Raw genomic sequence first — 23,619 nt, 5'->3', positions numbered from 1 at the left:
AGAGAGGGCGGCCCGATCGGCCGCCCTCTCTATTTCAGTGCGATGATCTCACTTCACCATCGCGCCATAGACGATGTCCTGCACCTGCTCGCGATAGTATTTCCTGAGCTCGCCGGGCGCCGCCGTTCCCACCACCACGACAAGCCTCTCCTTGGGATCGCAGAAGAACTGCGTGCCATAGGCGCCATTCCAGGTGAACTCGCCTGGATTGCCGGGAACCGACGACAGGCCTTCGCTGGTCCGGACCGCGACCGCGAGACCGAAGCCGAAGCCGGCGCGATGCGGCTCGACATTCGCCACGTTGTTCTTGATCTCGGGACCGAGGTGGTTGGTCGTCATGTGATGCACAGTCTTGGGCCCGAGAATGCGCTGGCCGTCGAGCTCGCCGCCATTGAGCAGCATCTGTCCGAAGCGGATGTAGTCGCCAACCGTCGCAAATGAGCAGGCGCCGCCGCAATCGAACCTGGTCGGCGTATCCAGCAGCTTGATGGCCTGCGGCTTGCCGGTCAGCGGATCGTTGGCAAACGGGCGGGCAAGACGCGGGCGCTGCGCGTCGGTCGGGTGGAAGGTCGCGTCCTTCATGCCGAGCGGCTGCCACACATTGGCGGCGAGATAGTCGCCGAGCCGCTGCTCACTCACCTTCTCGACGACGGCACCGAGCACATCGATCGAAAATCCGTATTCGAACTCGGTCGAGGGCTGATGCACCAGCGGCAGTTTCGTGATGCGCTCGATGAAGGCCTGGGTGTCGCCCTCGAGGGCCGGTGCGGTGCCCTCAGGGTATTGCCGCGCCAGTACGCTGGTGCTGTCTGGGCGGCCGCCATACATCAGGCCGGACGTGTGCCGATACAGGTCGTGAATGTAGATCTGTGAGGCCTGCGGTTCGAGTTTCAGCGATCCGTCGGCCTGCTGGACGCCGACTTTCATGTCGGCAAATCCCGGATAGTAGTCGGAAAGCTTGGCCTGGAGCGGCAGCCGGCCTTGCTCCATCAGCGTCAGGCCCGCGACTGCTGCCATCGGCTTGGTCATCGACGCCAGTGCGAATATCGCGTCAACCGGCATCGGAGTGCCCTTGTCCGGATCGAGCATGCCGTAGGCCTTGTAGTGGACGAGCTTGCCGTCGCGCGCCACCGCGACGACCGCGCCGGGCACGCGCTTGGTGGCGATTTCGCGCGCGAAGAAATCGTCGAGCCGGGCGAGCCCTTGTTTGGAGAAGCCGACATCGTCGGGATTGGCCTCGGGCAGCGGTGCAGCGCGGGCAGCACCGAGCGTGATGACGGCAGCCGCCGTCGCGATCATCGCGATCGTCTTCTTCATTGTATCCTCCCAAGGCGAGTTTGTTTTGCAATGGCCCGCTCAGGGCCCAGATCCGCTCAGGGCCCAGATCACGTCTGCGCGGAATTGGAGTCAAGTGCGGGCAAAGCGGACCAGGGACGCGTCCGGAGACAGCGGAACCTCTAGCTCCCCTCGCCCGCGTTCCATAGCGCCGCGAGGCCCTGCCGATAGGTCGGATGAGCGAGCGTCATGCCAAGGTCGTGTTTCAATCTCGCGTTGGAGACCCGCGCATTGCCGGCATAGAAGCTGCGCGCCATTGCCGACATCTCGGCCGTCTCGAACGCCTCTTCGACTGGCGGGGCGATGCCCATCAGCCGTGCCGCATAGGCGATCACATCCTGCGGCGGCGCGGGCTCGTCGTCGCAGACATTCCATAGGCCGCCGCCCTGATGGCGAACCGCGGCCATGATCGCGCTTGCGATGTCGTCGACGTGGATGCGGTTGAAGACCTGTCCCGGCTTGACGATGCGGCGGGCCGAGCCCGCGCGTAGCGTTGCCAGCGCATTGCGGCCGGGGCCGTAGATGCCGGCAAGCCGCAATATTGCGACATCGCCACGCGTCGTCTCTGCCCACGCTTCCTCGGCGGCGAGCCGCATCCGCGTGCGATCGAGAGCCGCCTGCGGCGGCGTGCTCTCGTCGACCCATGCGCCGCCGTGATCGCCGTACACGCCGATGGTGGACAAATAGATGATCTTTTGGTTGTGCTTCTCTGCCAGCGTGTTCGCGAATGCCGCAATCGCGGGATCGCCGTGGCTTCCGGGCGGGATCGACACGAGAAGGACGTCGGCGTCGCGAATCTGCTCGACCGTCTCGCGATCCGGGCCGCTCCCGGAAAACGGGTGCGCCTCGACGCCGGCGATCGTCTCCCGGTTCGCGGGGTCGCGCATTGTGCCGGCGATGTGGGTGAAGCCGCCGCCAAATCTGGCGACGAAGTGCCGGGCGCTATAACCAAGGCCAAGGATGAAGAGCCGCATGCGTCTCCCGTGCTGATCGAAGTTCCGGCCGCGCCGCCCCGTGCACTCATAAGAGATTTTTGGGGCCGGCAAAAGATATTGCAATTTTACTCACCCGCCACCCCGGGCGATGGTCTCTCGCTACAGGGCTCGAGGAGCGTCGGTCATGCAGGCAGAAGCGGCCACCATAGCGCCATCTGGTGCGTCAGAGCTGATCCGACGCGCTCGCGCCCTGATCTTCGATGTCGACGGCACCCTGGCCGAAACGGAGGAGCTGCATCGGCAGGCCTTCAATGGAGCCTTCGACTGCCGCGGTCTCGACTGGCATTGGGACCGCGCCGTTTACAAGGATCTGCTGCGGGTGACGGGCGGCAAGGAACGTATCCGCGCCTATCATGCAAGGCAGCCGATCGCGCCGCCATTGCCGGACGGGGACATTGCGGAGCTTCACCGCATCAAGACCGCGCGTTACGCCGAGTTGGTCGAAACAGGCTGCTGTCCGTTGCGGCCGGGCGTGGCGGATCTACTCACGGCTGCGAGGGCGCGGGGGCAGCGTCTCGCGATCGCGACGACCACCTCGCACGGCAACATCGATGCGCTGCTGTCGCGCGCGCTCGGGAAACGCTGGGCTGCGGACTTCGACGCGATCGTCGCCGGCGACGATGTCAGGCACAAGAAGCCTGCGCCGGACGTCTATCTCGCGATCCTGGCGCGACTGAAGCTGAAGCCCTCGGACTGTGTCGCGATCGAGGATTCTGCCAACGGCCTGATCGCGGCCTCGCGCGCGAACATTCCCGTGCTCATCACCCGCAGCATATTTTTCCGGGACGATGATTTCAGCGATGCCCGGTTCGTCCTGGATGATCTGTCGGAGCTGGGATGCCCTCGCTGAGCGCGCGCCGCTTCAATGAAACCGCCGGCTCTGGCCGGATGGCTCCTCGTGGGTCTGCTCGACGATCTGCGCGATCGGGCTCGACTGGTGATGAACCAGGCGCCAGCCGTCGCCGACGCGCCTGAAATGATTGGCCGCGGCCAACGCGGTGCCGTCGACGATCTCGATGCAGAGCACGCGCGCGCTGTCGCCGTCGACGATCACCTGCGGCTCGGCGCAGACGATCTGCGGCCGCTCGGGATTTTGCAGGATGTCGCGCCAGCTTCCGATCACGGTGGCGCGTCCGATGATGGCCGGCCAGCCGGGATGGATACAGGAAATGGCGTCGTCATCCGCCCACATCCGTTCCATGCCGGCAAAGTCGCCGGTTGAGAAGGCGGTGTAAAAGGCCGCGTTGGCGGCTATGACCTTGCTGTCCTTCGGCATCGCTCTCGGTTGAGCCAATGACGCGAAAAAATCAAGCGCGACTTCCGTTAGCCGCAGTGCAGCATCGGCAGCTGTTGCTGCCTGAATTTTCGTCACGTGGAAACGAGCGTCTCCACCGCGCGTCGGGCACCTTGCGCATAAAGACGCCCGAGCGCTGCGGTCACCGCCTCGCGCAGGCGCTGCTTGGCACCGAGTGGCCCAAACACTTTTGTCACGCCGAGCAAAGCCGGCGCGAGCCGTTCGGCAACGGGACCGGCCTCGCGCGCCAACGCCGCGAGCTCGCCGGCGAGCGGATCGCGCACGTCGATGGCGCGGCCGTGTTCGTCGAGTGCGGTGACGTAGCGCATCCAGCCGGCGACCGCGAGCGCATGCGTCGCGATCGGCATGTTCCTGGCGATGCGGTCCTGCATTGCGCCGAGCAGCCGCTGCGGCAGCTTTTGCGAGCCGTCCATCGCGATCTGCCAGGTGCGGTGATGCAGCGCCGGATTGGAAAAGCGCTTGAGCAGCGAGGCGCGATAGGCGGCAAGGTCGGTGCCTGATGGCATCGTCAGCGTCACGGCGGCCTCTTCCATCACCTGCGCGGCGAGCCGTGCGAAATGCGGATCGGTCATCGTGTCGGCGATGGTCTCGTAGCCGGCGAGATAGCCGAGATAGGCCAACGCCGAATGGCTGGCGTTGAGCAGCCGCAGCTTCATCAGCTCGAACGGCTTGACATCAGTGACGAGCTCGACGCCCGCAGCCGCAAGATCGGGCCGGCCTGTGGCGAAGCGGTCCTCGACCACCCATTGCGTGAATGGCTCGGTCATCACCGGCCAGGCGTCGCGCAGGCCGAGCGCCGAGGCGACCGCGTCGCGGTCCGCATCGGTGGTCTCCGGCACGATGCGGTCGACCATGGTGCAGGGGAAGGCGACGGTATCCGCGATCCACTTGCCAAGATCCTTCGACCGCAGCGCGGCGAACTGTGTCACGATTCGCTGCACGGTGTGGCCATTGGCAGCAAGGTTGTCGCAGCACAACACGGTGAAAGGCGAAAGCCCCTGCGCCCGCCGGCGCGCCAGCGCAGCCACGATGAAACCGGGCGCCGAGCGCGGCGCGTCGAAATTGTTCAGATCGTGCACCACGTCCGGATGCCGTTCGTCGAGATCGCCGGTCTGCGGCGTGTGGCAATAGCCTTTTTCGGTGACCGTGAGCGAGACGATGCGAGTGGAAGGATCCGCCATCCTGTCGACCAGCCGCGAAGGCTTTTCGCGGGCGACGACGCTGTCGAGCAGCGCGCCGATGACGCGGTGCTCGGTGCCTTCGGCCGCGCGCACGGCGACGGTGTAGAGATGATCCTGCGGGGCGAGGGCGTCGCGCGTGTCCGGACTGCGCAGGCTCGCGCCGATGATGCCCCATGCGTTGGCACCGGCGGACAGGCAGTCGTCGATGACGACGGCTTGATGAGCGCGATGAAAGGCGCCAAGGCCGAGGTGCACGATGCCGGGCGTGATGCGCGAGCGGTCATAGGCCGGGCGGCGGATGCGAGGTGCCAGCCGATCGAGATTGGCGCGGCCGAGCCGCATGGTCGTCTCTCCCTGTGTTTGGCCGCTGCTTGACATGGCGCCCCTCCTCGGTCAATGCTCCGGTCAATTGGTAAGGCCAATTATCCAAAATTGGCGGGCCGCCGGGGGCGAAGTTCCCCAGCGAGGCCCTTTTCGGGGAGGCCAGCGTGCCGCTGGAAGCTGTGGAGGCGAGACGGCTCTATCGCCAAATCGCCGATCAATTGCGAAGCCTGATCGACAGCGGTGAATACGCGGTCGGCAGCCGCCTGCCGACCGAGCGCGAGCTCGCCGAGCAGCTCAAGGTGTCGCGGCCGACGGTGCGCGAAGCCCTGATCGCGCTCGAAGTCGAGGGCCGCGTCCGCATCCGCGTCGGTTCCGGCATCTATGTGATTGAGCCCGCGGGCGCTGCGCCCGTGTCGGCGGCGGCCGTCATCGAAGGCCCGTTCGAGCTGTTGCGTGCCCGCGAATTCCTCGAAAGCGCGATCGCCGAGCAGGCCGCGCGCGTGGCGACCAAGGACGACGTCGCGCGCATCGATGCCGCTCTCGTCGCGATGGAGAATGTCGACCATCCCGGCGAAGCCTCGATGGTCCACGATCGCGCCTTCCATGTCGCAATCGCTGGATGCCTCGGCAACGCCGTGCTGGTGCGCGTGGTCGGCGAGCTCTTTGACCAGCGCCTCAATCCCTATTTCACGCAGCTTGCGCATTACTTCGAGAACCCCGGCACGTGGCGCACCGCGCTCGAGGAACATCGTGTCGTGCGCGATGCCATTGCGGCGCGCCAACCCAACGCCGCCCGCGATGCGATGCGTGATCATCTCGCGCATTCGCAGGAGCGCTTTGCGCAGAATTTTGGCGCCGAGGTCGCAGCCGGATCGCCCTCCAAACGGAAGCGGGCGGCACGATCATCGGAAAAGCCGGCGAAATCAAAACGACCGTTGAACAAAGAGGCCAAGGCCGGTAGCGCGCGGCCGCGATGACATTGGGCGGCCCGCACCACTTAAGGGCGGGCGAATAAGAAACAGACTTAAAGGATGGAGGAAAAATCGATGTTGAAGAAAATGGCGATGGTGCTGGCGGTCTCGGCCGCGGCCATGTGTGCGGCGACCAATCCCGGCATGGCGCAGACCAAGTTGAAATGGGCCCATGTCTACGAGACCTCGGAGCCGTTTCACACGGCTTCGGTCTGGGCCGCGCAGGAGATCGGCAAGCGCACCAACGGACGCTATCAAATCGACGTCTATCCGGCGTCCCAACTCGGCAAGGAAGCCGACATCAACCAGGGCCTCTCGCTCGGTTCGGTCGATATCATCATCTCCGGCTCGAGCTTCGCCGCCAAGAGCTTCCCGCCGATCGGCGTGACCTATTATCCCTACACCTTCCGCGACGCCGACCATCTGCTCGCCTACACCAAGAGCGACATCTTCAAGGAGCTCGCCAAGGGGTATGAGGACAAGAGTGGCCACCACATCATCGCGGTGACCTATTATGGCGTGCGCCAGACCTCGTCGAACAAGCCGATCAAGAGCTGTGCGGACCTCAAAGGCCTGAAGATGCGCGTGCCGGACGTGCCGGCCTATCTGGCGATGCCGCGCGCCTGCGGGGCCAACACCGCGCCGATCGCGTTCGCCGAAGTCTATCTCGCGCTCCAGAACGGTACCGTCGAGGCGCAGGAGAACCCGCTGACCACGATCGAGGCCAAGAAGTTCTACGAGGTGCAGAAGTACATCGTGTTGACCGGTCACATCGTCGACCACCTCAACACGGTGGTGGCGGGCGCGCTCTGGAAGAAGCTGAGCGACGAGGACAAGAAGATCTTCACGGACGTGGCGCAAGAAGCGGCCGCCAAGGCGACCGACGAGATCAAGCAGAACGAAGCCAAGCTGGTCGCCTTCTTCAAGGAGAAGGGCCTGACCGTGACCGAAGTCGACAAGAACGAGTTTCGCGACACCGTGCTGAAGAATGTTCCGTTCGAGACGTTTGGTTATCGCAAGGCCGACTGGGAACGCATCCAGGCGGTCAAGTAGCGCAACGACCGTCATTCCGGGTTCGACGCTGATGCGTTGCCCGGAATGACGCCCAAGTCCATTGAGGGAGTAGACCTATGTCGACCGCCGAAACGCACCGGCAGATCACCGCGGACGAGATCGCCCATACCTTCGAGGAAGAGTCGACGCCGAAGGTCGATATGGGCATCTACGCGTTCGAAGATTGGGGGGCGCTGGTGATCTTCTGGGTGATGGCGCTCGCCGTCTTCCTCCAGTTCTTCACCCGCTACGTTCTCAACGACAGCTACGCCTGGACCGAGGAGATCGCGACCTACTGCCTGATCGGCGTGGTCTTCATCGGTTCGTCGATGTGCGTGCGGCTGTCGCGGCACATCCAGGTCGACCTGATCTACCGCTACCTGCCGCATCTCGTGGCGCGCGCGCTGTCCACAGTGATCGACCTGATCCGGATCGCCTTCTTCGGCTACGCCATCAAGCTGGTCTGGGTCTACATCCGGATCATCGGCGACGAGTCGATGACTACGATCAATTTGCCCAAGGACTACGTGTACTACTCCGTCCTGCTCGGCTTCGTGCTGATGTTCGTGCGTTCCGTGCAGGTAGCGTTGCAACACTGGCGGCAGGGCTATTCGATCCTCGAACGTCCCGGTGCCTACGACGGTTTTGAAGGGTAAGGTTATGCTGCTGTTGCTTGGAGGTTTCCTCATCCTGATGCTGCTCGGCGTTCCCGTGGCGATTGCCATGGCGTCGTCGTCGCTGCTCTACATCCTGGTCAGCGGCGTGACGCCCGACGTCACGTTGGCGCAGCGCATGATCGCCGGCGTCGAGAGCTTTCCGCTGCTCGCCGTGCCATTCTTCATCCTCGCCGGAAATCTCATGAACATCGCCGGCGTCACTGGGCGCATCTACAAATTCGCCGTGGCACTTGTGGGCTGGATGCGCGGCGGCCTCGGCCACGTCAACATCATCGGCTCGGTGATCTTCTCCGGCATGTCCGGCACTGCGATCGCGGATGCCGCCGGTCTCGGCACCATCGAGATCAAGGCGATGAAGGACCACGGCTACTCCACCGAGTTCTCGGTCGGCGTCACCGCGGCCTCCGCAACGCTCGGGCCGATCATCCCGCCGTCATTGCCCTTCGTGATCTACGGCATGATGGCGAATGTCTCGATCGGTGCGCTGTTTCTGGGCGGCGTCATTCCCGGCGTTGTGATGACCCTGTTGATGATGGCCACCGTCACTTACTTCGCGCACAAAAACAACTGGGGCAGCGATGCGCCGTTCTCCTGGCCACAGCTCGGCTCGGCCGGACTCGAGATCGCCATCGTGCTCGCTTTCCCGCTCGCGATCTGGCTGATGACACTTGCCGGTATGTCGACCAATATGGCGGTCGTTCTCGGCCTCGGCACGCTGCTCGCGATCGACTGGTATTTCGACTTCTCCGCGGTGATGGCGCTGATGGCGCCTGTGATCCTGATCGGCGGCATGACGCTCGGCTGGTTCACGCCGACGGAGGCTGCTGTTGCCGCGGTGATCTGGTCGCTGTTCCTCGGCCTCGTGCGCTACCGCACCATGACGCTGAAGACGGTGGCGAAGGCGACCTTCGACACCATCGAGACCACGGCCTCGGTGCTGTTCATTGTCACCGCCGCCTCGATCTTCGCCTGGCTCCTCACGGTGTCGCAGGCAGCTCAAATGCTGTCGGACTGGATGCTCAGCATCACCCATAACAAATGGGTGTTCCTGGCGCTTGCCAACATCCTGATCCTATTCGTCGGCTGCTTCATCGACACCACGGCGGCGATCACCATTCTGGTGCCGATCCTGCTGCCGATCGTGCTCAAGCTCGGCATCGATCCGATCCATTTCGGCCTGATCATGACGCTGAACCTGATGATCGGCTTGTTGCATCCGCCGCTGGGCATGGTGTTGTTCGTCCTTGCTCGTGTCGCAAAACTCTCGGTCGAGCGCACGACGGTCGCGATCCTGCCCTGGCTGGTACCGCTGATGCTCGCGCTGATCGCGATCACCTACATTCCCGAACTGACCCTCTGGCTGCCGAAATACATGGGACTTTCCAAATGACCTCCACTGCTCTCGCCGCAACCCTGTTCGGCCCCGAAGACCTGCGCATGGTCGAGCACCCGCTCGACAAGTTAGCATCGGGCATGGTGCGCATCCGTTTCGGCGCCGGCGGCATCTGCGGCTCGGATATGCACTACTTCCGCCACGCCCGGACCGGCGATTTCGTCGTGAAGTCGCCGCTGGTGCTCGGCCACGAGATCTCCGGCGAGGTCGTGGAGATCGCAGGGTCTGCGGCGAGCCTGAAGGTCGGTGACCGCGTTGCCGTCAATCCGTCGCGCTGGTGCGGCCATTGCGTCGCCTGCCGCGAGGGTCGGCAAAATCTCTGCGAAAATATCTACTTCATGGGCTCGGCGTCGAAGACACCGCACATGCAAGGCGGTTTCGCCAATTATTTCGACGCGATTCCTGCGCAGTGCGTGAAGATTCCCGACCACGTGTCGTATCAGGCCGCGGCGCTGGCCGAACCGCTCGCGGTCTGCCTGCACGCGGTCGCGCGCGCCGGCAATATCGAGGGCAAGCGCGGCATCATCTTCGGCGCCGGCCCGATCGGGCTTCTGACCATGCTCGCCGCGCGCCGCGCCGGCATGGCTGACATCACGGTGGCCGATATCGCGCCGGCACCGCTCGCCTTCGCGACCCGGCTTGGCGCCTCTCACGTCGAGAACGTCGCGAGCGGCGAGGATGGCCTGAAGGCGCAGGCTGCTTCGCGTCCCTACGACGTCGCGTTCGAGGTCTCGGGCACGGCGGCGGGGCTTGCGAGCGCGATCGGCACTGTCAGGCGCGGCGGCATTGTGGTGCAGATCGGCAATCTGCCGGGCGGCCAAATCCCAACGCCGTCGAACGCCGTGATGGCCAAGGAGATCGACCTGCGCGGTTCGTTCCGCTTCGGGCTCGAATTTATGACGGCGGTGGAGCTGATCGCCGACGGTAGCGTTGACGTGCTGTCGCTGGTCACTGCCGAGCGGCCGCTCTCGACTGCACCCGATGCGCTGCGGCTGGCGCTTGACCGCTCGCAGAGCGTCAAGGTCGTGTTGACCGCGAACTGATCCAGGAGAACGCGTGTGATGTTGCAGGGATGGCGCTGGTACGGGCCCGATGATCCCGTATCGCTGGATGATGTCAGGCAGGCCGGGGCGACGGATATCGTCTCGGCGCTGCATCAGGTGCCGATCGGCGAAGCCTGGACGCGCAAGGCGGTCGAGGAGCGCAAGAATTTCATCGAGCGTGGCCAGCCGGGCCGCTCGCAACTGACCTGGTCGGTGGTGGAATCGATTCCGATCCCCGACGATGTCAAACGTCTCGGGGCCAAGGCGACGAAGTCGATCGAGGCGTGGATCGCGAGCTTGGAGGCGGTCGCGGCCGCGGGCATCAAGATCATCTGCTACAACTTCATGCCCGTGGTTGACTGGTGCCGAACCGATCTTGAATGGGAGCTGCCGAACGGCGCCCGCGCGATGCGTTTCGACCAGGACCGCTTTGCCGCCTTCGAGCTGCATATCCTGAAGCGCTCGACAGCCGTGCAGGAGTATTCGCCCGAGCAGCAGGCGCGCGCGAAAAATCTCTTCGACAAGATGAGCCAGGCGGACATCGATTATCTCATCATGACCATCGCCAGCGCTCTGCCGGGCTCGACCACCGAACCGATGACCATCCCGCAATTCCGCGACCGGTTAGAGACCTATCGCGACATCACGCCCAAGATTTTGCGCCAGCATCTTGCCGAATTTCTAGGCCGCGTCGCACCCATCGCCGAGCAACTTGGCGTGTCCCTGACGCTGCACCCCGATGATCCGCCGCGGCCGCTGTTCGGCCTGCCACGGGTCGCCTCCACGGCCGACGATTATCAGGCGCTGTTCGACGCCGTGCCGTCCAAGGCCAACGGCATCTGCCTGTGCACGGGCTCGCTCGGCGTGCGTGCCGAGAACAACCTACCCGCGATGGCCGAGCGCTTCGGCCCGCGTATCGCCTTCGCACATCTGCGCGCAACCAAGCGCGAGGCCGACGGCCTGTCCTTCTACGAGTCCGATCATCTCGACGGCGACGTCGACATGGTTGCGGTGCTGAAAGCGCTGCTGAAGGAGAACGCGCGGCGTTCGCCAGACAAGCAGATCGTCTTTCGGCCCGATCACGGCCATCGCATGCTGGATGATCTTGCCGCCACCAAGCGCACCAATCCCGGCTACACCGCGATCGGCCGCTTGCGCGGCCTCGCCGAGCTGCGCGGCGCGATCCGCGCAATCACGCATCAATAGCAGCAGCTAGAGCACGGCGTCGATCAGCTTGACCTCGGCAAGCAGCGCCCGAAGTGGGGCGGAAAGCGTGCGGCCGGCGCGGACCAGGACCTGTGCGCGGCTGTTCTCCAGCACCTTGCTCGTCGTCCGCCGGGCGACCAGCGTGCCCTGGGCGAGTTCGCGCGCGATCATGCGTTCGGACAGGAAGGTCACGCCGAGGCCGGCCAGCGCGTAGCGGCGCAGCGTCGCGGCGCGGTCCGCCGTGAAGCTCGCGGAAATCGTCACGCCTTCTCTCTCGGTCGCCGTCTGGACGAGCGCATGCAGGCCGGCGCCGGGCATGGCGAGCGCGACGGCGTGGCTCGCAAGCGCCGAGAGCCGGACGGGCTCGCGCAGCGCGGCGATTGGGTGGCCGGCTTTTGCAACCAGTCGCAGCGGCCGCGGCCGCTCGCGAAAGACGCGCACGGAAGCATGCGGCGGCGCGGAGAGCGTGAAGCCGACGTGGCAATCGTCTTCGGCGATCGCCCGCACGATGTCCCTGGCGCTGCCGGCCCGCAGGGTCACGTCAATGCCCGGATAGCGCCGGCAGAACGCCGGGAGCAAACGGTCCATCACCGCCTCGGCGAAGCCGTCGCCGGCCATGACCTGCAAGGTGCCGCGCTTCAGGCCGCGCAAGTCGTCAAGCCGGCTGCGCAGTGTATCGTCGCTCGCCGTCCTCTCCCGGCAATAGGCGAGCACGATCTGGGCCGCTTCGGTGGGAATGACGCCGCGTCCGCGTCGCTCGAACAGCGCCACGCCGAGATCGGCCGAAAGGCGCGCAATGTGGCGGCTGACGACGGACGGCTCAACGTTGAGGGCGTCAGCCGCTGCCCGGATCGACCCGGTCGCCATCACCTCCCGAAAGCAGTCCAGTTGCCGGCTGTCGGGGGCAGAGCGTCCGGCGGATCGTCGATTGTTGCTCATCTAGCAACGAATAGGCGCATGTTTCATCATGGCAAGCAACAAAGCGAGACCCGATAATCCGGCCGATATCAGGAAGAAGTGACCTTCGATGCGCGTCTTTTCCGCCGCCCTTGCCACCGAGACCAATACCTTTGCGCCGATGCCGACGGGCGTGTCGGCATTCCACGAGCGTGCCTACTATCCGGCCGGGCAGCATCCCGACAGGATGCAGATGCACGGCGGCCCGCTTTGGGCCGCGCGCGAGGTCGGGCCTTCTCGCGGCTGGACGCTGATCGAGGGGCTGGTGGCGGCGGCCGTGCCAAACGGCATCGTGACGCGTGCGGCCTTTGAGAGCCTGCGCGACCAGCTTCTTGCGGACCTCAAGGCCGCGCTTCCCGTCGACATGGTCCTGCTCGGCATGCACGGCGCCATGGTCGCCGACGGCTATGATGATTGCGAGGGAGACCTCCTGGCGCGCGTCCGGCAGATCGTCGGACCCGATGCGGTCGTGGGCGGCACGCTCGACCCGCATACCCATCTCAGCGACGCGATGGTCGGGAATGCCGATCTCCTGATCTGCTGGAAGGAGTACCCGCACACGGATATTTTGGAGCGGGCGAGGGAGCTTGTCCAGTTCTGCACGGCGCTGGCCGAGAAGCGCCTCAAGCTCAACGTCGCGGTCGTCGACACCGGAATGATCGCGACGCTGCACACCACGCGTGAGCCGGGAAAGAGCTTTGTGAACCGCGTGCGCGCGCTCGAGGGCAAGGACGGCATTGTCTCCGTCTCGATCGTGCACGGCTTCTCCTGGGGCGACGTGCCGGACATGGGCACCAAGATGCTCGTCTACAGCGACGCCGCGGTTGATCCCGATGGCGCGCGGGGGAAAGAGGTGGCGCAACGCCTGGCGCGCGAACTGTGCGACTTGCGCGACGCGCTCGTCGAGCCCCTGATCGGCGTCGATGCCGCGCTCGATGCGGCGGTGGTCACGAACGGTACGGTGGTGCTCGGCGACGGCAACGACAATCCCGGCGGCGGCGCGCCAGGCGATTCGACCTATATCTTGCGGCGCCTCATCGACCGCAACGTCGCGAGCGCCTGTCTCGGGCCGCTATGGGATCCGGGCACGGTGCGGATTGCCTTCGATGCCGGTGTCGGCGCGCGCCTGGGCCTGCGCATCGGCGGCAAGATCGGGCCGCTGTCCGGCGATCCCGTCGATGCCGTCTGGGAGATACGCGCGCTCAAGCCGGACATGGTCATGACGGGACTTGCGGGAACGCCGGCGAAGCTTGGCGACTGCGCGCTTGTATCGTGCAACGGCGTCGAGGTCGTGCTTTCGACCTTCCGCTGCCAAGCCTTCGGCGTCGATCTCTTTACTCAGCTCGGGGTTGATCCCGCGCAGCGCAAGATCGTCGTGGTCAAGTCATCCCAGCATTTCCGCGCGTCCTTCGAGCCGATCGCTGCGAAGGTCATCATGGTCGACGTGCCCGGCGTGGTGGCGCGCGACATCACCTCGTTGCCGTATCGCAAGATAAAGCGTCCGAAATGGCCGTTGGATGCGAGCTGACGGCGCGACTGCGCTTCAATAGCAGGCGGTCATCGCGCCGAGTTTTGGATAGAGCCGGTCGATCGCCGCGATCTCGCTTTGCATCTGCGCGAGGATCCAGTCGCGGATCTCGGCAGCGATGGGGCGCATCGGCCGGTTGCGCGGCGGCAGGAATTCGCAGATGCGCTGCGTGGTGGTGAGCGTTTCCGACGCCGGCACCAGCGCGCCGGTCAGAAGCCAGTGCGAGGCGACCGTCAACCAGCCCAGCGCGATGCCCTGGCCGAGGAGTGCAGCCTGCACCACGACGGCATAGTCGGTGAAGCTCAGCGCCTTGGCCGCGCCGCGGCGCCCGGTGAGAAGCGACGCATAGTCCGCGGCCCAGTCGCCCGGCGTCTCGGCGAGGCGAATGATGGTGTTGCCTTCGGCCGGCTCGGACTCGCCGAGATAGGCCGGGCTGCACACCGGCAACATGACTTCCTTCATGATCAGCGTGCCGCCGGAGGACGGCTCTTCGCGGTCGCGGAAGCGCATGCCGAGATCTACATTCTCCACCGGCCCGCGCAGTGCGCCGGAGATCAGCTGAAATCGCAAATCGACCCGCGGAAACTGCCGCTGGAGCTTGTCGATGCGCGGCATCAGCCAGTGCGTGGTGAAAGCGGAGGAGACCGACAGTGTCACCGTTTCGGTCCCCTTGCGGCGCCGTTCAATCTCGACCAGCCCGGTCTCGATGCTGCGAAAGCCGTCGAGTACGCGACGATAGAGCAGCTCGCCTTCCTCGGTCAGCACCGCGCGTCCCGCTTTGCGATCGAACAGGCGTACGCCGAGATGCTCCTCGAACTGGCCGAGCATCCGGCTCACTGCGGGCTGCGTTACGTTCAGCTCGGCTGCGGCTGCAGTGAAACTGCCGTTGCGCGCCGCGGCGTCGAAGACGAACAGGGCGTTACTGGAGGGCAGCATCCGGCGCAACTCAGGCATAACGCCATGTTATGAGGCTGGTAAGAATTTGGCAATTGCCGAGTTTTGCTAAGTCTGGTGTCATTGGCATGACAGCCTAAACGCAGGGTTTTTGAGCGAAGATTTGGTGCGGCGCACGCTCCAAGCGTGAGTGCTCTAAAACCCTGTCTATAAAGCAGGCTTATGGCGCGCAGCGAGGCACGCTGTTGCAGGACACGAGACGGGGTCGATCGTTGGACAAACGAGCGGAAAGCGTCGAGATCAGGTCCGCGAGCAAGGCTTACGGCGCAGTTCGCGCCCTCGATGACGTGTCCCTCAATGTCGGCGCCGGCGAGTTCGTCTCGTTGCTCGGCCCCTCCGGTTCCGGCAAGACCACGCTGCTCGGCATCCTGGGCGGCTTCATCCTGCCGACGTCCGGCACAATCCTGTTCGGCGGCCGCGACGTCACCTGGATGCCGCCGCACAAGCGCGACATCGGCGTTGTCTTCCAGAACTACGCGCTGTTCCCGCATATGAGCGTCGGCGACAACGTTGCCTTTCCGTTGCGCGCACGCCGCCTGCCCAAAGCGGTATGGCCCGACAAGGTACGCGCCGCACTTTCGATGGTCGGCCTTGCCGGCTACGAGGAACGCGGCATCGCGCAGCTCTCCGGCGGCCAGCGCCAACGCGTCGCGCTGGCGCGCGCCATGATCTTCGAGCCGCGCCTGATCCTGATGGACGAGCCGCTGTCGGCGCTCGACAAGCAACTGCGCGAATCCATGCAGATCGAGCTGCGCGCGCTGCACAAGCGCATCGGCGCCACCATCATCTACGTCACCCACGACCAGCGCGAGGCGCTGACCATGAGTGACCGCGTCGCCGTGATGAAGGATGGCCGCCTGATCCAGATCGATGAACCCGCGCGCCTGCACGATCATCCCGCCGATTCTTTTGTTGCGAGTTTTATTGGCGAGGCGACGATGCTGCCGGTCCGCCGCGTCGATGCCTCCAGCGTCGCGCTCGGCAATGCGCTTCTGCGCAGCGCCCGTGCGATTCCCGACGGCGACGCCTTGATGCTCGCTGTGCACAGCGAAAAGCTTCTGATCGAGGACGGTGCCGGCGATGCCGCTTGCAACCGTCTCACCGGCACGGTGAGCGACATCGTTTATCAGGGCGAGAGCCTGCGCATCTTCCTGGCGCTTCCCGACGGAACCGCGCTCAGCCTGCGCCAGCCGAGTCATCACCAGGCCTATCACCGCATTCCGCCGGTGGGCGGCAGCCTCACCGTTACCCTTCACCCCGAGGACACCATCGTCGTCCCCAGGGCGGGGGACTGAACCCAGCCTTGTCCAAACCGAGAGAAGAAAAATGTCGTCAATAGCCTCGTTCAGCAATTTCAAGGTCCTCACCTTCGACGTCGTCGGCACCTTGATCGATTTCGAGACCGGCGTGCTCTCCGCAGTGCGCAGGATCTCCGGCAAGACACCGGCCGAGCTCAGCGACGACAAGATTTTCGAATCCTATAAGCGCGGCCGCGACCAGCACCATGAACGCTCGAGCGAGGTGATGTTCCATGTCTACCGCTATCTCGCCAAGGAGCTCGGGTTGCCGTCTGACGACGCGTCCTGCGACGTGTTCCAGCTTTCGGTGCTGCGCTGGGGACCATTCCCGGATTCGGTCGAGGCTCTGAAGCGCCTGCGCACGAAATTCCGCCTGGTCGCGATGACCAATGCCGACCGCGTCGCGCTGTCCTGTTATGCGCACGCGCTCGGCGATCCCTTCGACGACACGGTGTGTGCCGACGAGACTGGCGTTGCAAAACCCAATCCGGAATTCTTCGCCTACAACAAGGGCCGCCAGTCCGCCTTCGGCTACAAGCAGTCCGACATCTTGCATGTCGCGCAAAGCCAGCACCACGATATCGGGATCGCGCGCAAGCTCGGCTACAAAGTGTGCTGGATCGAGCGGCGCCAGGGCATGGCCGGCTTCGGCGGCACGCCGGCCGTCGAGACGCTGACCAAGCCGGACTTCCATTTCCCGACCTTGAAGGCGCTTGCCGACGCGGCGATTGGGCCGGCGTAAGGGATGAACGCGGGCATGACACGGGACTGGAGCGCATTGCCATCGGCCAACTCGCTGTGGGCTGCCACGGCGGAGCCGGCGCGCGCGTTTCCGGTCCTGTCGGGCGAACAGCAGGCAGATGTGGTGATCATCGGTGCGGGCTATACCGGCCTGTCCGCCGCGCACCACATCGCCAAGAGCGGGCTGTCGCCAATTGTGCTCGAAGCTAATCGCCCCGGCTGGGGCGCAAGCGGCCGCAATGGCGGGGTGACCACCGCAAAATTCCGCCTCTCGTTCCGCGAGGTCGATGCCGTGCATGGCCGCGCCATGGCGCGGCGCATGTACGAGATCGCGCATGAATCAACTGACATCGTCGAGGAGCTCGTCTCCGAGTTCGGCATCACCAGTGCGCAGCTCACCCGCGCCGGGCAGGTCAAGGCCGCGCACAACGAGACCACGCTGAAAGCCGCGATCGACGAGGCCAGTTGGATGAAGCGCGAGATGGGCGATGCGGAGGTCCGCATTCTCGACAAGCGCGAGGTGCGCGACGAGACCGGCTCGGATATCTTCGTCGGCGGCGTGCTCAATCCCGGCTCGGGCGGCATTCATCCGCTGAACTATCTGCGCGGTCTCGCCGACGGCGTGGCGCGTCGCGGCGTCTCCATTTTCCAGGAATCGCCGGTCGTAAAGCTCCGGCGTGAGCAGGACGGCATCGTTGCCGAAACGCCGCAAGGCGCGGTGCGAGCCAAACAGGCGATCATCGCCACCAATAGTTATTCCGATCTCACCGGCGCGACCGCGTATCTCCAGCGCACGCTGATTCCGTTCCGCAGCGCCATCATCGCGACCGACAAGCTGCCGCGCAATCTCGCCGGAAAACTGATGCCGACGGGACGCACCTACACCGAGACCAAGCGCATGATGCGCTGGTTCCGCATGGTCGACAACCGCGTGATCTTTGGCGGCCGCGGCGCTTTCGGCAAGCAGGACTCCGAATCCGCCTTCGACGCTCTCCGCAAAGCGATGGTCGGCATCTTCCCCGATCTCGCCGACCTGCGGCTCGCGTACAAATGGTCGGGCCTGGTCGGCATGACGCTGGACTCGGTGCCGCATATCGGCCGGCTCGACGACCGCACCCTGTTCTCGATGGGCTACAACGGTGCCGGCGTGGCGATGTCGAGCCTGATGGGCCGCTATCTCGCTGCCTTCGTGCGCGGCGAGACGCCCGACGTTGGTCTGCTCGACGCGCGGCGTCTGAAATCCATTCCGTTCTATCCGTTGCGCGAGCCTGCCGTGCGCATGGTCGCCGGCTGGTACCAGTTTCTCGATGCGATCGGTCAATGACATTGTTTTGGCGATAGAGGAGGCGAGGATGACGAAACGGCACTTCAGATATGGCTACGCTGTGTTGGGCGGATCGCTCGGATTGTTGGCAACGGCCGGCATCGCCGCCGCTGCCGAGCAGATCACGTTCGTCTCGCAAGGCGGCGCTTATCAGCAGGCGCAGACGGTGGCGATCCTCGATCCCTCCGCGAAGAAGCTCGGCATCACCATCAACCAGGATTCCATTCCCGATGCCTGGCCTGCGATCAAGACCCAGGTCGGCAGCGGCAAGCCGATCTGGGACGTCGTCGACACCCCGACCGGCTACTGCCTGCGCGGCGGCGAGCAGGGGCTGATCGAAAAACTCGACTTCTCAAAAATCCCGAACGCGGCTGCGATGCCGGAGACCTATCGCAGCCCTTACTCCGTCTCGTACGAGTTCTATTCTAGCGTGCTGGCCTATAGCCAGAAGACGTTCCCGAAGGATGCGCCGAACAGCTGGGTCGACTTCTGGGACGTGAAGAAATTCCCCGGCCGCCGCGCGCTGCGCAACCATCCGATCGCCACGCTGGAGGCCGCGTTGATGGCCGACGGCGTCGCGCCGGACAAGCTCTATCCGCTCGATGTCGATCGCGCCTTCAAGAAGCTGGAAGAGATCAAGCCGAGCATCACGGTGTGGTGGACCTCGGGCGCGCAGTCGGCGCAGCTTCTCAATGACGGCGAGGTCGACATGGAGATGGCCTGGAACGGCCGGGTCAGCGCGGTCGCCAAGGAAGGCGCCAAGGTTTCCTTCACCTACAACCAGGGCATCCTGCAGAGCACCTCGCTCTGTATCCTCAAGGGTGCGCCGAACCTCGACACCGCGGTGAAATTCCTCAACGAGGCCGTCGATCCCGTGCACCAGGCCAATCTGCCGCTCAACATCGACTACGGCCCGGGCAACCCGAAGGCGTTCGACACTGGCGTGATCAAGCCCGAGCGTGCCGCGCAATTGCCGAGCGAGCCTGCGAACGCGGCCAAGCAGGCTTTGATGTCCTACGCCTGGTGGTCGTCGCCGGCGGGCGAGGCGGCGGAGAAGCGCTGGGCATCGTTCATGCAGAAGTAAGCGAAGCGAGGCAGCGTTGACGACATCCATGCCGGATTCATCGCAAAAGCATCAGCGCCGTGAGCACGGGCTGATGCTGGCTTTGGTGTCGCCGGCGCTGCTGGTGATCCTGGCTCTGATCGTGCTGCCGGTCGGCTGGCTCGCCTGGCAGTCGATCTACCACGACGGCTTCACGCTGGAGAACTATCGCCGCATCTTCACCGAGGACATCTATTGGCGCAGTTTTGCGCTGACCTTCGAGATCAGCCTCGCGGTCACCGTGATCGCATTGCTGCTCGGTTATCCCGTGGCCTATCTCGCCAATTCCGTGCCGAAAGGATGGAGCATCCTCATCCTGGCACTGGTCGTGCTGCCGTTCTGGACCAGCGTGCTGGTGCGCGCCTATGCATGGCTGGCGCTGCTCCAGCGCACTGGCGTGATCAACCAGCTTCTGCGTTATCTCGATGTGATCTCCGAGCCGCTCGCACTGGTGCACAACACGTTTGGCACGGTGGTCGCGACGGTGCATATCCTGCTGCCCTTCATGGTGCTGCCGCTCTACGCCACCATGCAGAAGATCCCGGGCGATCTGATGCAGGCCGGCGCCAGCCTTGGTGCGAGCCCGTCGCTCACGTTCATGCGCGTGTTCCTGCCGCTGTCGCTGCCGGGCGTGCTCGCGGGTTGCACCATGGTGTTCGTGCTCTGCCTCGGCTTCTACATCACGCCGGAATTGCTCGGCGGCGGCCGCACGGTGATGGTGTCGATGCTGGTGAGCCGCAATGTCGAACTCTACAACCAGTTCGGCGCGGCGAGCGCAGTCGCGGTGGTGCTGCTCCTGAGCGTGCTGCTGATCTTCGCCGCCGTCAGCCGCTTCATCTCGCTCGATCGCATCTTGGGGCAGAAATGACGCGCGTATCGCCCGCACGGATTGCGCTTCATGTGATCAGCACGCTGGTGCTGATCTATCTGATCCTGCCGGTGCTGATCATCGCGCCGATTTCGTTCTCCAGCGCGCGCTTCCTGACCTTCCCGCCGCCGTCCTTCTCGCTGCGCTGGTATCAGCAGTATTTTTCGAACCCGGCCTGGATGCAGGCGACGCGGGTGACGCTGACGGTCGCGTTCCTGACGGTCGTGATCGCGACCCCGCTGGGTGTCGCGGCCGCCTATGCCATCAGCCAATCGAAGCTGCGCATCATGCGCGTCATTCACATGGCGCTGCTGTTGCCGCTGGTGGTGCCGATCATCATCACGGCGGTCGGCATCTTCTTTGTCTATGCCAAGGTCGGGCTGGTCGCGACCCTGCCGGGCCTCGTGCTGGCGAACGTGATGCTGGGATTGCCCTACGTCGTCATCTCGGTGCTGGCGGGCATGCAAAGCTTCGATCCGGCGCAAGAGATGGTGGCGCGCAGCCTCGGCATGAACCGCCTACGCAGCTTCTTCGCGGTGACGCTGCCGCAAATCAAGTCCAGCGTGGTCGCAGGCGGCATCTTCGCCTTCATCTCGGCGATGGACGAGACCATCGTCGCATTGTTCATATCCGGCGGCCAGTATCAGCCGCTGACCAAGCGCATGTTCACTGCGCTGCGCGACGAGATCGACCCGACGATTGCCGCGATCTCGACGCTGATGACGGCGGCGTCCTTCATGCTGGTGCTGCTGGCGAGCGCGCGGCAGAAAAAGGCCGGGTGAGGGCGCTCCAACAAAAAAGTCGAAAACAACCCCATGCACAGTAGCCGACGCGAACGGAAACAATAAGTTACGGTGTTTCCGAATTCCGACTTGAACCGTCGGGCAAAACAGGCAGATAAATGCATCATGGGGCAGCTCGGTGCGTAGCTGCGTTCGCAATGACGGCGCTAAAGCAGTTGCGCGCAAATGTCTCCCCGACGTCGTCCCGGCGAAGGCCGGGACCCATAACCACAGGGTCGGGTTTGGCGAAGATTCGTCGTTCGGTACTGCGATCGATCTCCACGGAGAGACCTCGCGGTATGGGTCCCGGCCTTCGCCGGGACGACAGCGAGTGTTTGGCCGCAGTCGCGCACCGCCGCCTCACGCCTTCGCCAGCCACGCCAAGATCATCTCCACGATCTGCGTCCTGCTCTTCGCCAGCACCTTGGGCTCGCTGAGATCGCGGTCGAACAGGGCGCCGAAGGTGTGGCGATTGGCGACGCGGAAGAAGCAGTAGGAGGAGATGGCCAGATGCAGATCGATGGCGTCGACGTCGTCGCGGAAGGCACCTTCCGTGCGGCCGCGCTTGAGGATGCCATCGAGCGTCGCGATCACGCTGGCGTTGAGCTGACGCAGTTGCAAATTCTGCTTCAGATGCTTGCCGTGGTGGATATTCTCGATGCTGACGAGGCGGATGAAGTTCGGATTGCGCTCGTCGTGGTCGAAGGTCGCCTCGATCAGCCGGCGCAGGCCTTCGCGCGCGTCGCAGCTTCCGATATCGAGCTGGTCCTCCAGCGCGCGGATGCTGCGATAGGCCTCTTCCAGTACCGCGAGGTAGAGCTGCTCCTTGCCGCCGAAATAATAATAGATCATCCGCTTCGAGGTACGGGTCCGCGCCGCGATGGCATCGACGCGGGCGCCGGAATAGCCCTCCGAGGCGAATTCCTGCATCGCCACTTCGAGGATGTCGCGCTTGGTGCGCTCGGGGTCGTTGGTGCGCTTCGATGGGGGTGGCATGCGCTTGAGCATCACTGTTTCTCCCGTCGATTTCTATGGATCACCTTGAAGGTGAAGGCAAATTTCGCCCAATCCGGCATCTTTCGATGCTGTCTTGCATAAACGTACTAGTTCGTACATTATTCTCCGAACAAAGGTTGCGGCAACCAAAACCAAAAAGCTCGCGCGCGGCCGGACGGCGTGACGCGAGCCGCGACCGACATTGCACACGGGGAGGAATTTCATGAGCTCGACCTCAATCGCATCGCTGCACGCGCCGTCCACCGCGGAGGCCACACCTGGCATGCTGCCGAAGCGCGCCGCGCTCGTCAGCTTTGTCGGCAGCATGCTCGAATACTACGACTTCTTCATCTACGGCACCGCAGCCGCGCTGATCTTTCCAAAAGTGTTCTTCGCCAATGTCGATCCGTCGACCGGAACGCTTCTTGCGTTGCTGTCGTTTGGTATCGGCTACATCGCGCGGCCCGTCGGCGCCGTCATCCTCGGCCATTTCGGCGACCGCATCGGCCGCAAGACGGTGCTGTTGTTCACGCTGGTGGTGATGGGCGTCTCGACGCTTGCGATCGGCTTGTTGCCGGATGCCAAGACGATCGGCAATGCCGCGCCGGTCATCCTGACGCTGCTGCGCCTGTTGCAGGGCCTGTCGGCCGCCGGCGAGCAGAGCGGGGCGAACTCGCTGACGCTGGAGCATTCTGCCAATTCCAACCGCGCTTTCTTCACGAGCTGGACCTTGAGCGGGACGCAGGCCGGCGCGATCCTGGCGACGCTGGTGTTCATTCCCATCGCCAGCATGCCCGAAGATCAATTGCTGAGCTGGGGCTGGCGCATTCCGTTCCTGCTCTCCGCGCTGGTGCTGCTGGTGGCCTATCTGGTGCGGCGGACCATGCCGGAAACGCCGGTATTCGCTGACATCAAGGACAAGGCTCTAGTTGCGCGTTTCCCGATTGTCACGTTATTGCGCGACTACTGGCCCGACGTGCTGCGCGTGATCGCCTGCGCGCTGATAGCAACGGTCAGCACCCTGGTGGCCGTGTTCGCGCTCGGCTATGCCACGAGCAAATTCGGCGTGGCGCGTTCGACCATGCTGTGGGCCGGCGTGCTGGGCAATGTTGTGGCGCTGGTCGCTCAGCCGCTGTGGGCCTTGCTCGCCGACAAGATCGGCCGCAAGCCGGTGTTCATCGGCGGAGTGCTCGGCTGTGCGGTGCTGTTGTTCCCCTATTTCATGCTGGTGACGTCGGGCAGCACGCCCGCGATCTTTGCCGCTGGGATTGGCCTGTACATTGTCTATTCTGCGCCGAACGCGATCTGGCCGTCGTTCTACGCCGAGATGTTCGAGGCGCGGGTGCGCTATTCCGGCACGGCGATCGGCACCCAGCTCGGCTTTCTCGCCGCCGGCTTCACGCCGCTGGTGAGCGCGAGCCTGGTCGGCGACGGACCGAACGGCTGGATTCCGGTTGCGACCTTCGTCGCCTGCTGCTGCGTGATCTCGGCCGCCGCCGCGGCAACCGCGCGTGAAACCCACACCGTCGACATCGCCGATCTCGGCAAGCGGCGCGCTTGAGCGAAGACAGGGTAA

22 protein-coding genes are annotated in these 23,619 nt (G+C 64.4%); 15 read left to right on the top strand and 7 right to left on the bottom strand.

The window, feature by feature from the left end; genetic code table 11:
* Positions 1-48 precede the first annotated feature (48 nt).
* Both UB31_RS32090 and UB31_RS32085 read right to left on the bottom strand, forming a co-directional pair.
* Complete coding sequence (locus UB31_RS32090; RefSeq protein WP_045013719.1) at positions 49-1,317, bottom strand: serine hydrolase domain-containing protein; 1,269 nt, start codon at positions 1,315-1,317, stop codon at positions 49-51.
* Between the two features lie 140 nt (positions 1,318-1,457).
* Positions 1,458-2,309 (bottom strand): SDR family oxidoreductase, encoded by an 852-nt coding sequence (locus UB31_RS32085; protein ID WP_045013718.1) that lies wholly within the window; start codon positions 2,307-2,309, stop codon positions 1,458-1,460.
* A gap of 145 nt (positions 2,310-2,454) precedes the next feature.
* Here UB31_RS32085 and UB31_RS32080 point away from each other — a divergent pair, with 145 nt between their 5' ends.
* Complete coding sequence (locus UB31_RS32080; RefSeq protein WP_045013717.1) at positions 2,455-3,180, top strand: HAD family hydrolase; 726 nt, start codon at positions 2,455-2,457, stop codon at positions 3,178-3,180.
* Positions 3,181-3,192: 12 nt separating this feature from the next.
* On the opposite strand, the gene UB31_RS32075 is transcribed toward UB31_RS32080, so the two are convergent.
* Together UB31_RS32075 and UB31_RS32070 are read right to left on the bottom strand one after the other, a co-directional pair.
* Complete coding sequence (locus UB31_RS32075) at positions 3,193-3,606, bottom strand: nuclear transport factor 2 family protein (protein WP_045007684.1); 414 nt, start codon at positions 3,604-3,606, stop codon at positions 3,193-3,195.
* 92 nt (positions 3,607-3,698) lie between these two features.
* Entirely contained in the window at positions 3,699-5,168 is a 1,470-nt protein-coding gene (locus UB31_RS32070; protein WP_045013716.1) for a mannitol dehydrogenase family protein, read from the bottom strand.
* Between the two features lie 146 nt (positions 5,169-5,314).
* On the opposite strand from UB31_RS32070, the gene UB31_RS32065 reads away from it, so the two are divergent.
* The 6 genes from UB31_RS32065 to uxuA all read left to right on the top strand — a co-directional run bounded on the left by UB31_RS32065 (position 5,315) and on the right by uxuA (position 11,493).
* Positions 5,315-6,127 carry a FadR/GntR family transcriptional regulator gene (locus tag UB31_RS32065; protein ID WP_045007681.1) on the top strand — a complete coding sequence of 271 codons (813 nt, stop codon included), beginning with the start codon at positions 5,315-5,317 and terminating at the stop codon, positions 6,125-6,127.
* Positions 6,128-6,196: 69 nt separating this feature from the next.
* Positions 6,197-7,174, top strand: coding sequence for a sialic acid TRAP transporter substrate-binding protein SiaP (locus UB31_RS32060; protein WP_045007803.1), 978 nt, complete (start codon positions 6,197-6,199; stop codon positions 7,172-7,174).
* Positions 7,175-7,251: 77 nt separating this feature from the next.
* Positions 7,252-7,830 carry a TRAP transporter small permease gene (locus UB31_RS32055; RefSeq protein WP_045013715.1) on the top strand — a complete coding sequence of 193 codons (579 nt, stop codon included), beginning with the start codon at positions 7,252-7,254 and terminating at the stop codon, positions 7,828-7,830.
* Between the two features lie 4 nt (positions 7,831-7,834).
* A complete protein-coding gene (locus UB31_RS32050) occupies positions 7,835-9,241 on the top strand; it encodes a TRAP transporter large permease (protein ID WP_045013714.1) in 1,407 nt (468 codons plus the stop codon).
* The gene (locus UB31_RS32045) at positions 9,238-10,287 is read left to right on the top strand and encodes an L-idonate 5-dehydrogenase (protein WP_045013713.1); all 1,050 of its coding nucleotides are present in this window, start codon (positions 9,238-9,240) and stop codon (positions 10,285-10,287) included. Before UB31_RS32050 ends, UB31_RS32045 begins: the two co-directional genes overlap by 4 nt.
* Positions 10,288-10,305: 18 nt before the next feature.
* Positions 10,306-11,493, top strand: coding sequence for a mannonate dehydratase (gene uxuA, locus UB31_RS32040; protein WP_045013712.1), 1,188 nt, complete (start codon positions 10,306-10,308; stop codon positions 11,491-11,493).
* 6 nt (positions 11,494-11,499) lie between these two features.
* Here the strand turns inward: uxuA and UB31_RS32035 are convergent, their stop codons facing one another.
* The gene (locus UB31_RS32035; RefSeq protein WP_082078699.1) at positions 11,500-12,432 is read right to left on the bottom strand and encodes a LysR family transcriptional regulator; all 933 of its coding nucleotides are present in this window, start codon (positions 12,430-12,432) and stop codon (positions 11,500-11,502) included.
* 88 nt (positions 12,433-12,520) lie between these two features.
* Between UB31_RS32035 and UB31_RS32030 the strand changes: the two genes are divergently transcribed.
* Positions 12,521-13,978, top strand: coding sequence for a M81 family metallopeptidase (locus tag UB31_RS32030; RefSeq protein ID WP_045013710.1), 1,458 nt, complete (start codon positions 12,521-12,523; stop codon positions 13,976-13,978).
* 15 nt (positions 13,979-13,993) lie between these two features.
* On the opposite strand, the gene UB31_RS32025 is transcribed toward UB31_RS32030, so the two are convergent.
* Positions 13,994-14,932 (bottom strand): LysR family transcriptional regulator, encoded by a 939-nt coding sequence (locus UB31_RS32025; RefSeq protein WP_045013709.1) that lies wholly within the window; start codon positions 14,930-14,932, stop codon positions 13,994-13,996.
* Positions 14,933-15,144: 212 nt separating this feature from the next.
* Between UB31_RS32025 and UB31_RS32020 the strand changes: the two genes are divergently transcribed.
* The 6 genes from UB31_RS32020 to UB31_RS31995 are packed head-to-tail and all read left to right on the top strand — an operon-like array spanning position 15,145 to position 21,047.
* Positions 15,145-16,227 (top strand): ABC transporter ATP-binding protein, encoded by a 1,083-nt coding sequence (locus UB31_RS32020; RefSeq protein WP_045013708.1) that lies wholly within the window; start codon positions 15,145-15,147, stop codon positions 16,225-16,227.
* A gap of 31 nt (positions 16,228-16,258) precedes the next feature.
* Positions 16,259-16,972: an HAD family hydrolase gene (locus UB31_RS32015; protein ID WP_045013707.1), complete on the top strand. Its 714-nt coding sequence runs from the start codon at positions 16,259-16,261 to the stop codon at positions 16,970-16,972.
* A 15-nt stretch (positions 16,973-16,987) separates the two neighbouring features.
* Positions 16,988-18,295, top strand: a complete 1,308-nt coding sequence (locus UB31_RS32010) for an NAD(P)/FAD-dependent oxidoreductase (RefSeq protein WP_045013932.1) — start codon at positions 16,988-16,990, stop codon at positions 18,293-18,295.
* A 28-nt stretch (positions 18,296-18,323) separates the two neighbouring features.
* Positions 18,324-19,379 (top strand): ABC transporter substrate-binding protein, encoded by a 1,056-nt coding sequence (locus tag UB31_RS32005; protein WP_045013706.1) that lies wholly within the window; start codon positions 18,324-18,326, stop codon positions 19,377-19,379.
* Positions 19,380-19,407: 28 nt separating this feature from the next.
* Positions 19,408-20,265: an ABC transporter permease gene (locus UB31_RS32000; RefSeq protein ID WP_245306106.1), complete on the top strand. Its 858-nt coding sequence runs from the start codon at positions 19,408-19,410 to the stop codon at positions 20,263-20,265.
* Complete coding sequence (locus UB31_RS31995) at positions 20,262-21,047, top strand: ABC transporter permease (protein WP_045013705.1); 786 nt, start codon at positions 20,262-20,264, stop codon at positions 21,045-21,047. The genes UB31_RS32000 and UB31_RS31995 overlap by 4 nt, the downstream gene beginning before the upstream one ends.
* A 360-nt stretch (positions 21,048-21,407) precedes the next feature.
* Here the strand turns inward: UB31_RS31995 and UB31_RS31990 are convergent, their stop codons facing one another.
* Positions 21,408-22,055, bottom strand: a complete 648-nt coding sequence (locus UB31_RS31990; RefSeq protein WP_045013704.1) for a TetR/AcrR family transcriptional regulator — start codon at positions 22,053-22,055, stop codon at positions 21,408-21,410.
* Between the two features lie 211 nt (positions 22,056-22,266).
* On the opposite strand from UB31_RS31990, the gene UB31_RS31985 reads away from it, so the two are divergent.
* Positions 22,267-23,604, top strand: coding sequence for an MFS transporter (locus UB31_RS31985; RefSeq protein WP_082078698.1), 1,338 nt, complete (start codon positions 22,267-22,269; stop codon positions 23,602-23,604).
* Positions 23,605-23,619 lie beyond the last annotated feature (15 nt).

This window comes from Bradyrhizobium sp. LTSP849 (genome assembly GCF_000938255.1).
Classification (GTDB): Bacteria; Pseudomonadota; Alphaproteobacteria; order Rhizobiales; family Xanthobacteraceae; genus Bradyrhizobium.
The sequence above is the reverse complement of the archived record's forward strand: the minus strand, read 5'-3'. Positions and strand labels throughout refer to the sequence as shown.

What these genes read in the sequence shown, in the direction of transcription:
- UB31_RS32090 (WP_045013719.1), bottom strand. Translation starts at nt 1,317, where the DNA reads ATGAAGAAGACGATCGCGATGATCGCGACGGCGGCTGCCGTCATCACG.
- UB31_RS32085 (WP_045013718.1), bottom strand. Translation starts at nt 2,309, where the DNA reads ATGCGGCTCTTCATCCTTGGCCTTGGTTATAGCGCCCGGCACTTCGTC.
- UB31_RS32080 (WP_045013717.1), top strand. Translation starts at nt 2,455, where the DNA reads ATGCAGGCAGAAGCGGCCACCATAGCGCCATCTGGTGCGTCAGAGCTG.
- UB31_RS32075 (WP_045007684.1), bottom strand. Translation starts at nt 3,606, where the DNA reads ATGCCGAAGGACAGCAAGGTCATAGCCGCCAACGCGGCCTTTTACACC.
- UB31_RS32070 (WP_045013716.1), bottom strand. Translation starts at nt 5,168, where the DNA reads ATGCGGCTCGGCCGCGCCAATCTCGATCGGCTGGCACCTCGCATCCGC.
- UB31_RS32060 (WP_045007803.1), top strand. Translation starts at nt 6,197, where the DNA reads ATGTTGAAGAAAATGGCGATGGTGCTGGCGGTCTCGGCCGCGGCCATG.
- UB31_RS32055 (WP_045013715.1), top strand. Translation starts at nt 7,252, where the DNA reads ATGTCGACCGCCGAAACGCACCGGCAGATCACCGCGGACGAGATCGCC.
- UB31_RS32050 (WP_045013714.1), top strand. Translation starts at nt 7,835, where the DNA reads ATGCTGCTGTTGCTTGGAGGTTTCCTCATCCTGATGCTGCTCGGCGTT.
- UB31_RS32045 (WP_045013713.1), top strand. Translation starts at nt 9,238, where the DNA reads ATGACCTCCACTGCTCTCGCCGCAACCCTGTTCGGCCCCGAAGACCTG.
- uxuA (WP_045013712.1), top strand. Translation starts at nt 10,306, where the DNA reads ATGTTGCAGGGATGGCGCTGGTACGGGCCCGATGATCCCGTATCGCTG.
- UB31_RS32035 (WP_082078699.1), bottom strand. Translation starts at nt 12,432, where the DNA reads ATGAGCAACAATCGACGATCCGCCGGACGCTCTGCCCCCGACAGCCGG.
- UB31_RS32030 (WP_045013710.1), top strand. Translation starts at nt 12,521, where the DNA reads ATGCGCGTCTTTTCCGCCGCCCTTGCCACCGAGACCAATACCTTTGCG.
- UB31_RS32025 (WP_045013709.1), bottom strand. Translation starts at nt 14,932, where the DNA reads ATGCCTGAGTTGCGCCGGATGCTGCCCTCCAGTAACGCCCTGTTCGTC.
- UB31_RS32015 (WP_045013707.1), top strand. Translation starts at nt 16,259, where the DNA reads ATGTCGTCAATAGCCTCGTTCAGCAATTTCAAGGTCCTCACCTTCGAC.
- UB31_RS32010 (WP_045013932.1), top strand. Translation starts at nt 16,988, where the DNA reads ATGACACGGGACTGGAGCGCATTGCCATCGGCCAACTCGCTGTGGGCT.
- UB31_RS32005 (WP_045013706.1), top strand. Translation starts at nt 18,324, where the DNA reads ATGACGAAACGGCACTTCAGATATGGCTACGCTGTGTTGGGCGGATCG.
- UB31_RS32000 (WP_245306106.1), top strand. Translation starts at nt 19,408, where the DNA reads ATGCCGGATTCATCGCAAAAGCATCAGCGCCGTGAGCACGGGCTGATG.
- UB31_RS31995 (WP_045013705.1), top strand. Translation starts at nt 20,262, where the DNA reads ATGACGCGCGTATCGCCCGCACGGATTGCGCTTCATGTGATCAGCACG.
- UB31_RS31990 (WP_045013704.1), bottom strand. Translation starts at nt 22,055, where the DNA reads ATGCTCAAGCGCATGCCACCCCCATCGAAGCGCACCAACGACCCCGAG.
- UB31_RS31985 (WP_082078698.1), top strand. Translation starts at nt 22,267, where the DNA reads ATGAGCTCGACCTCAATCGCATCGCTGCACGCGCCGTCCACCGCGGAG.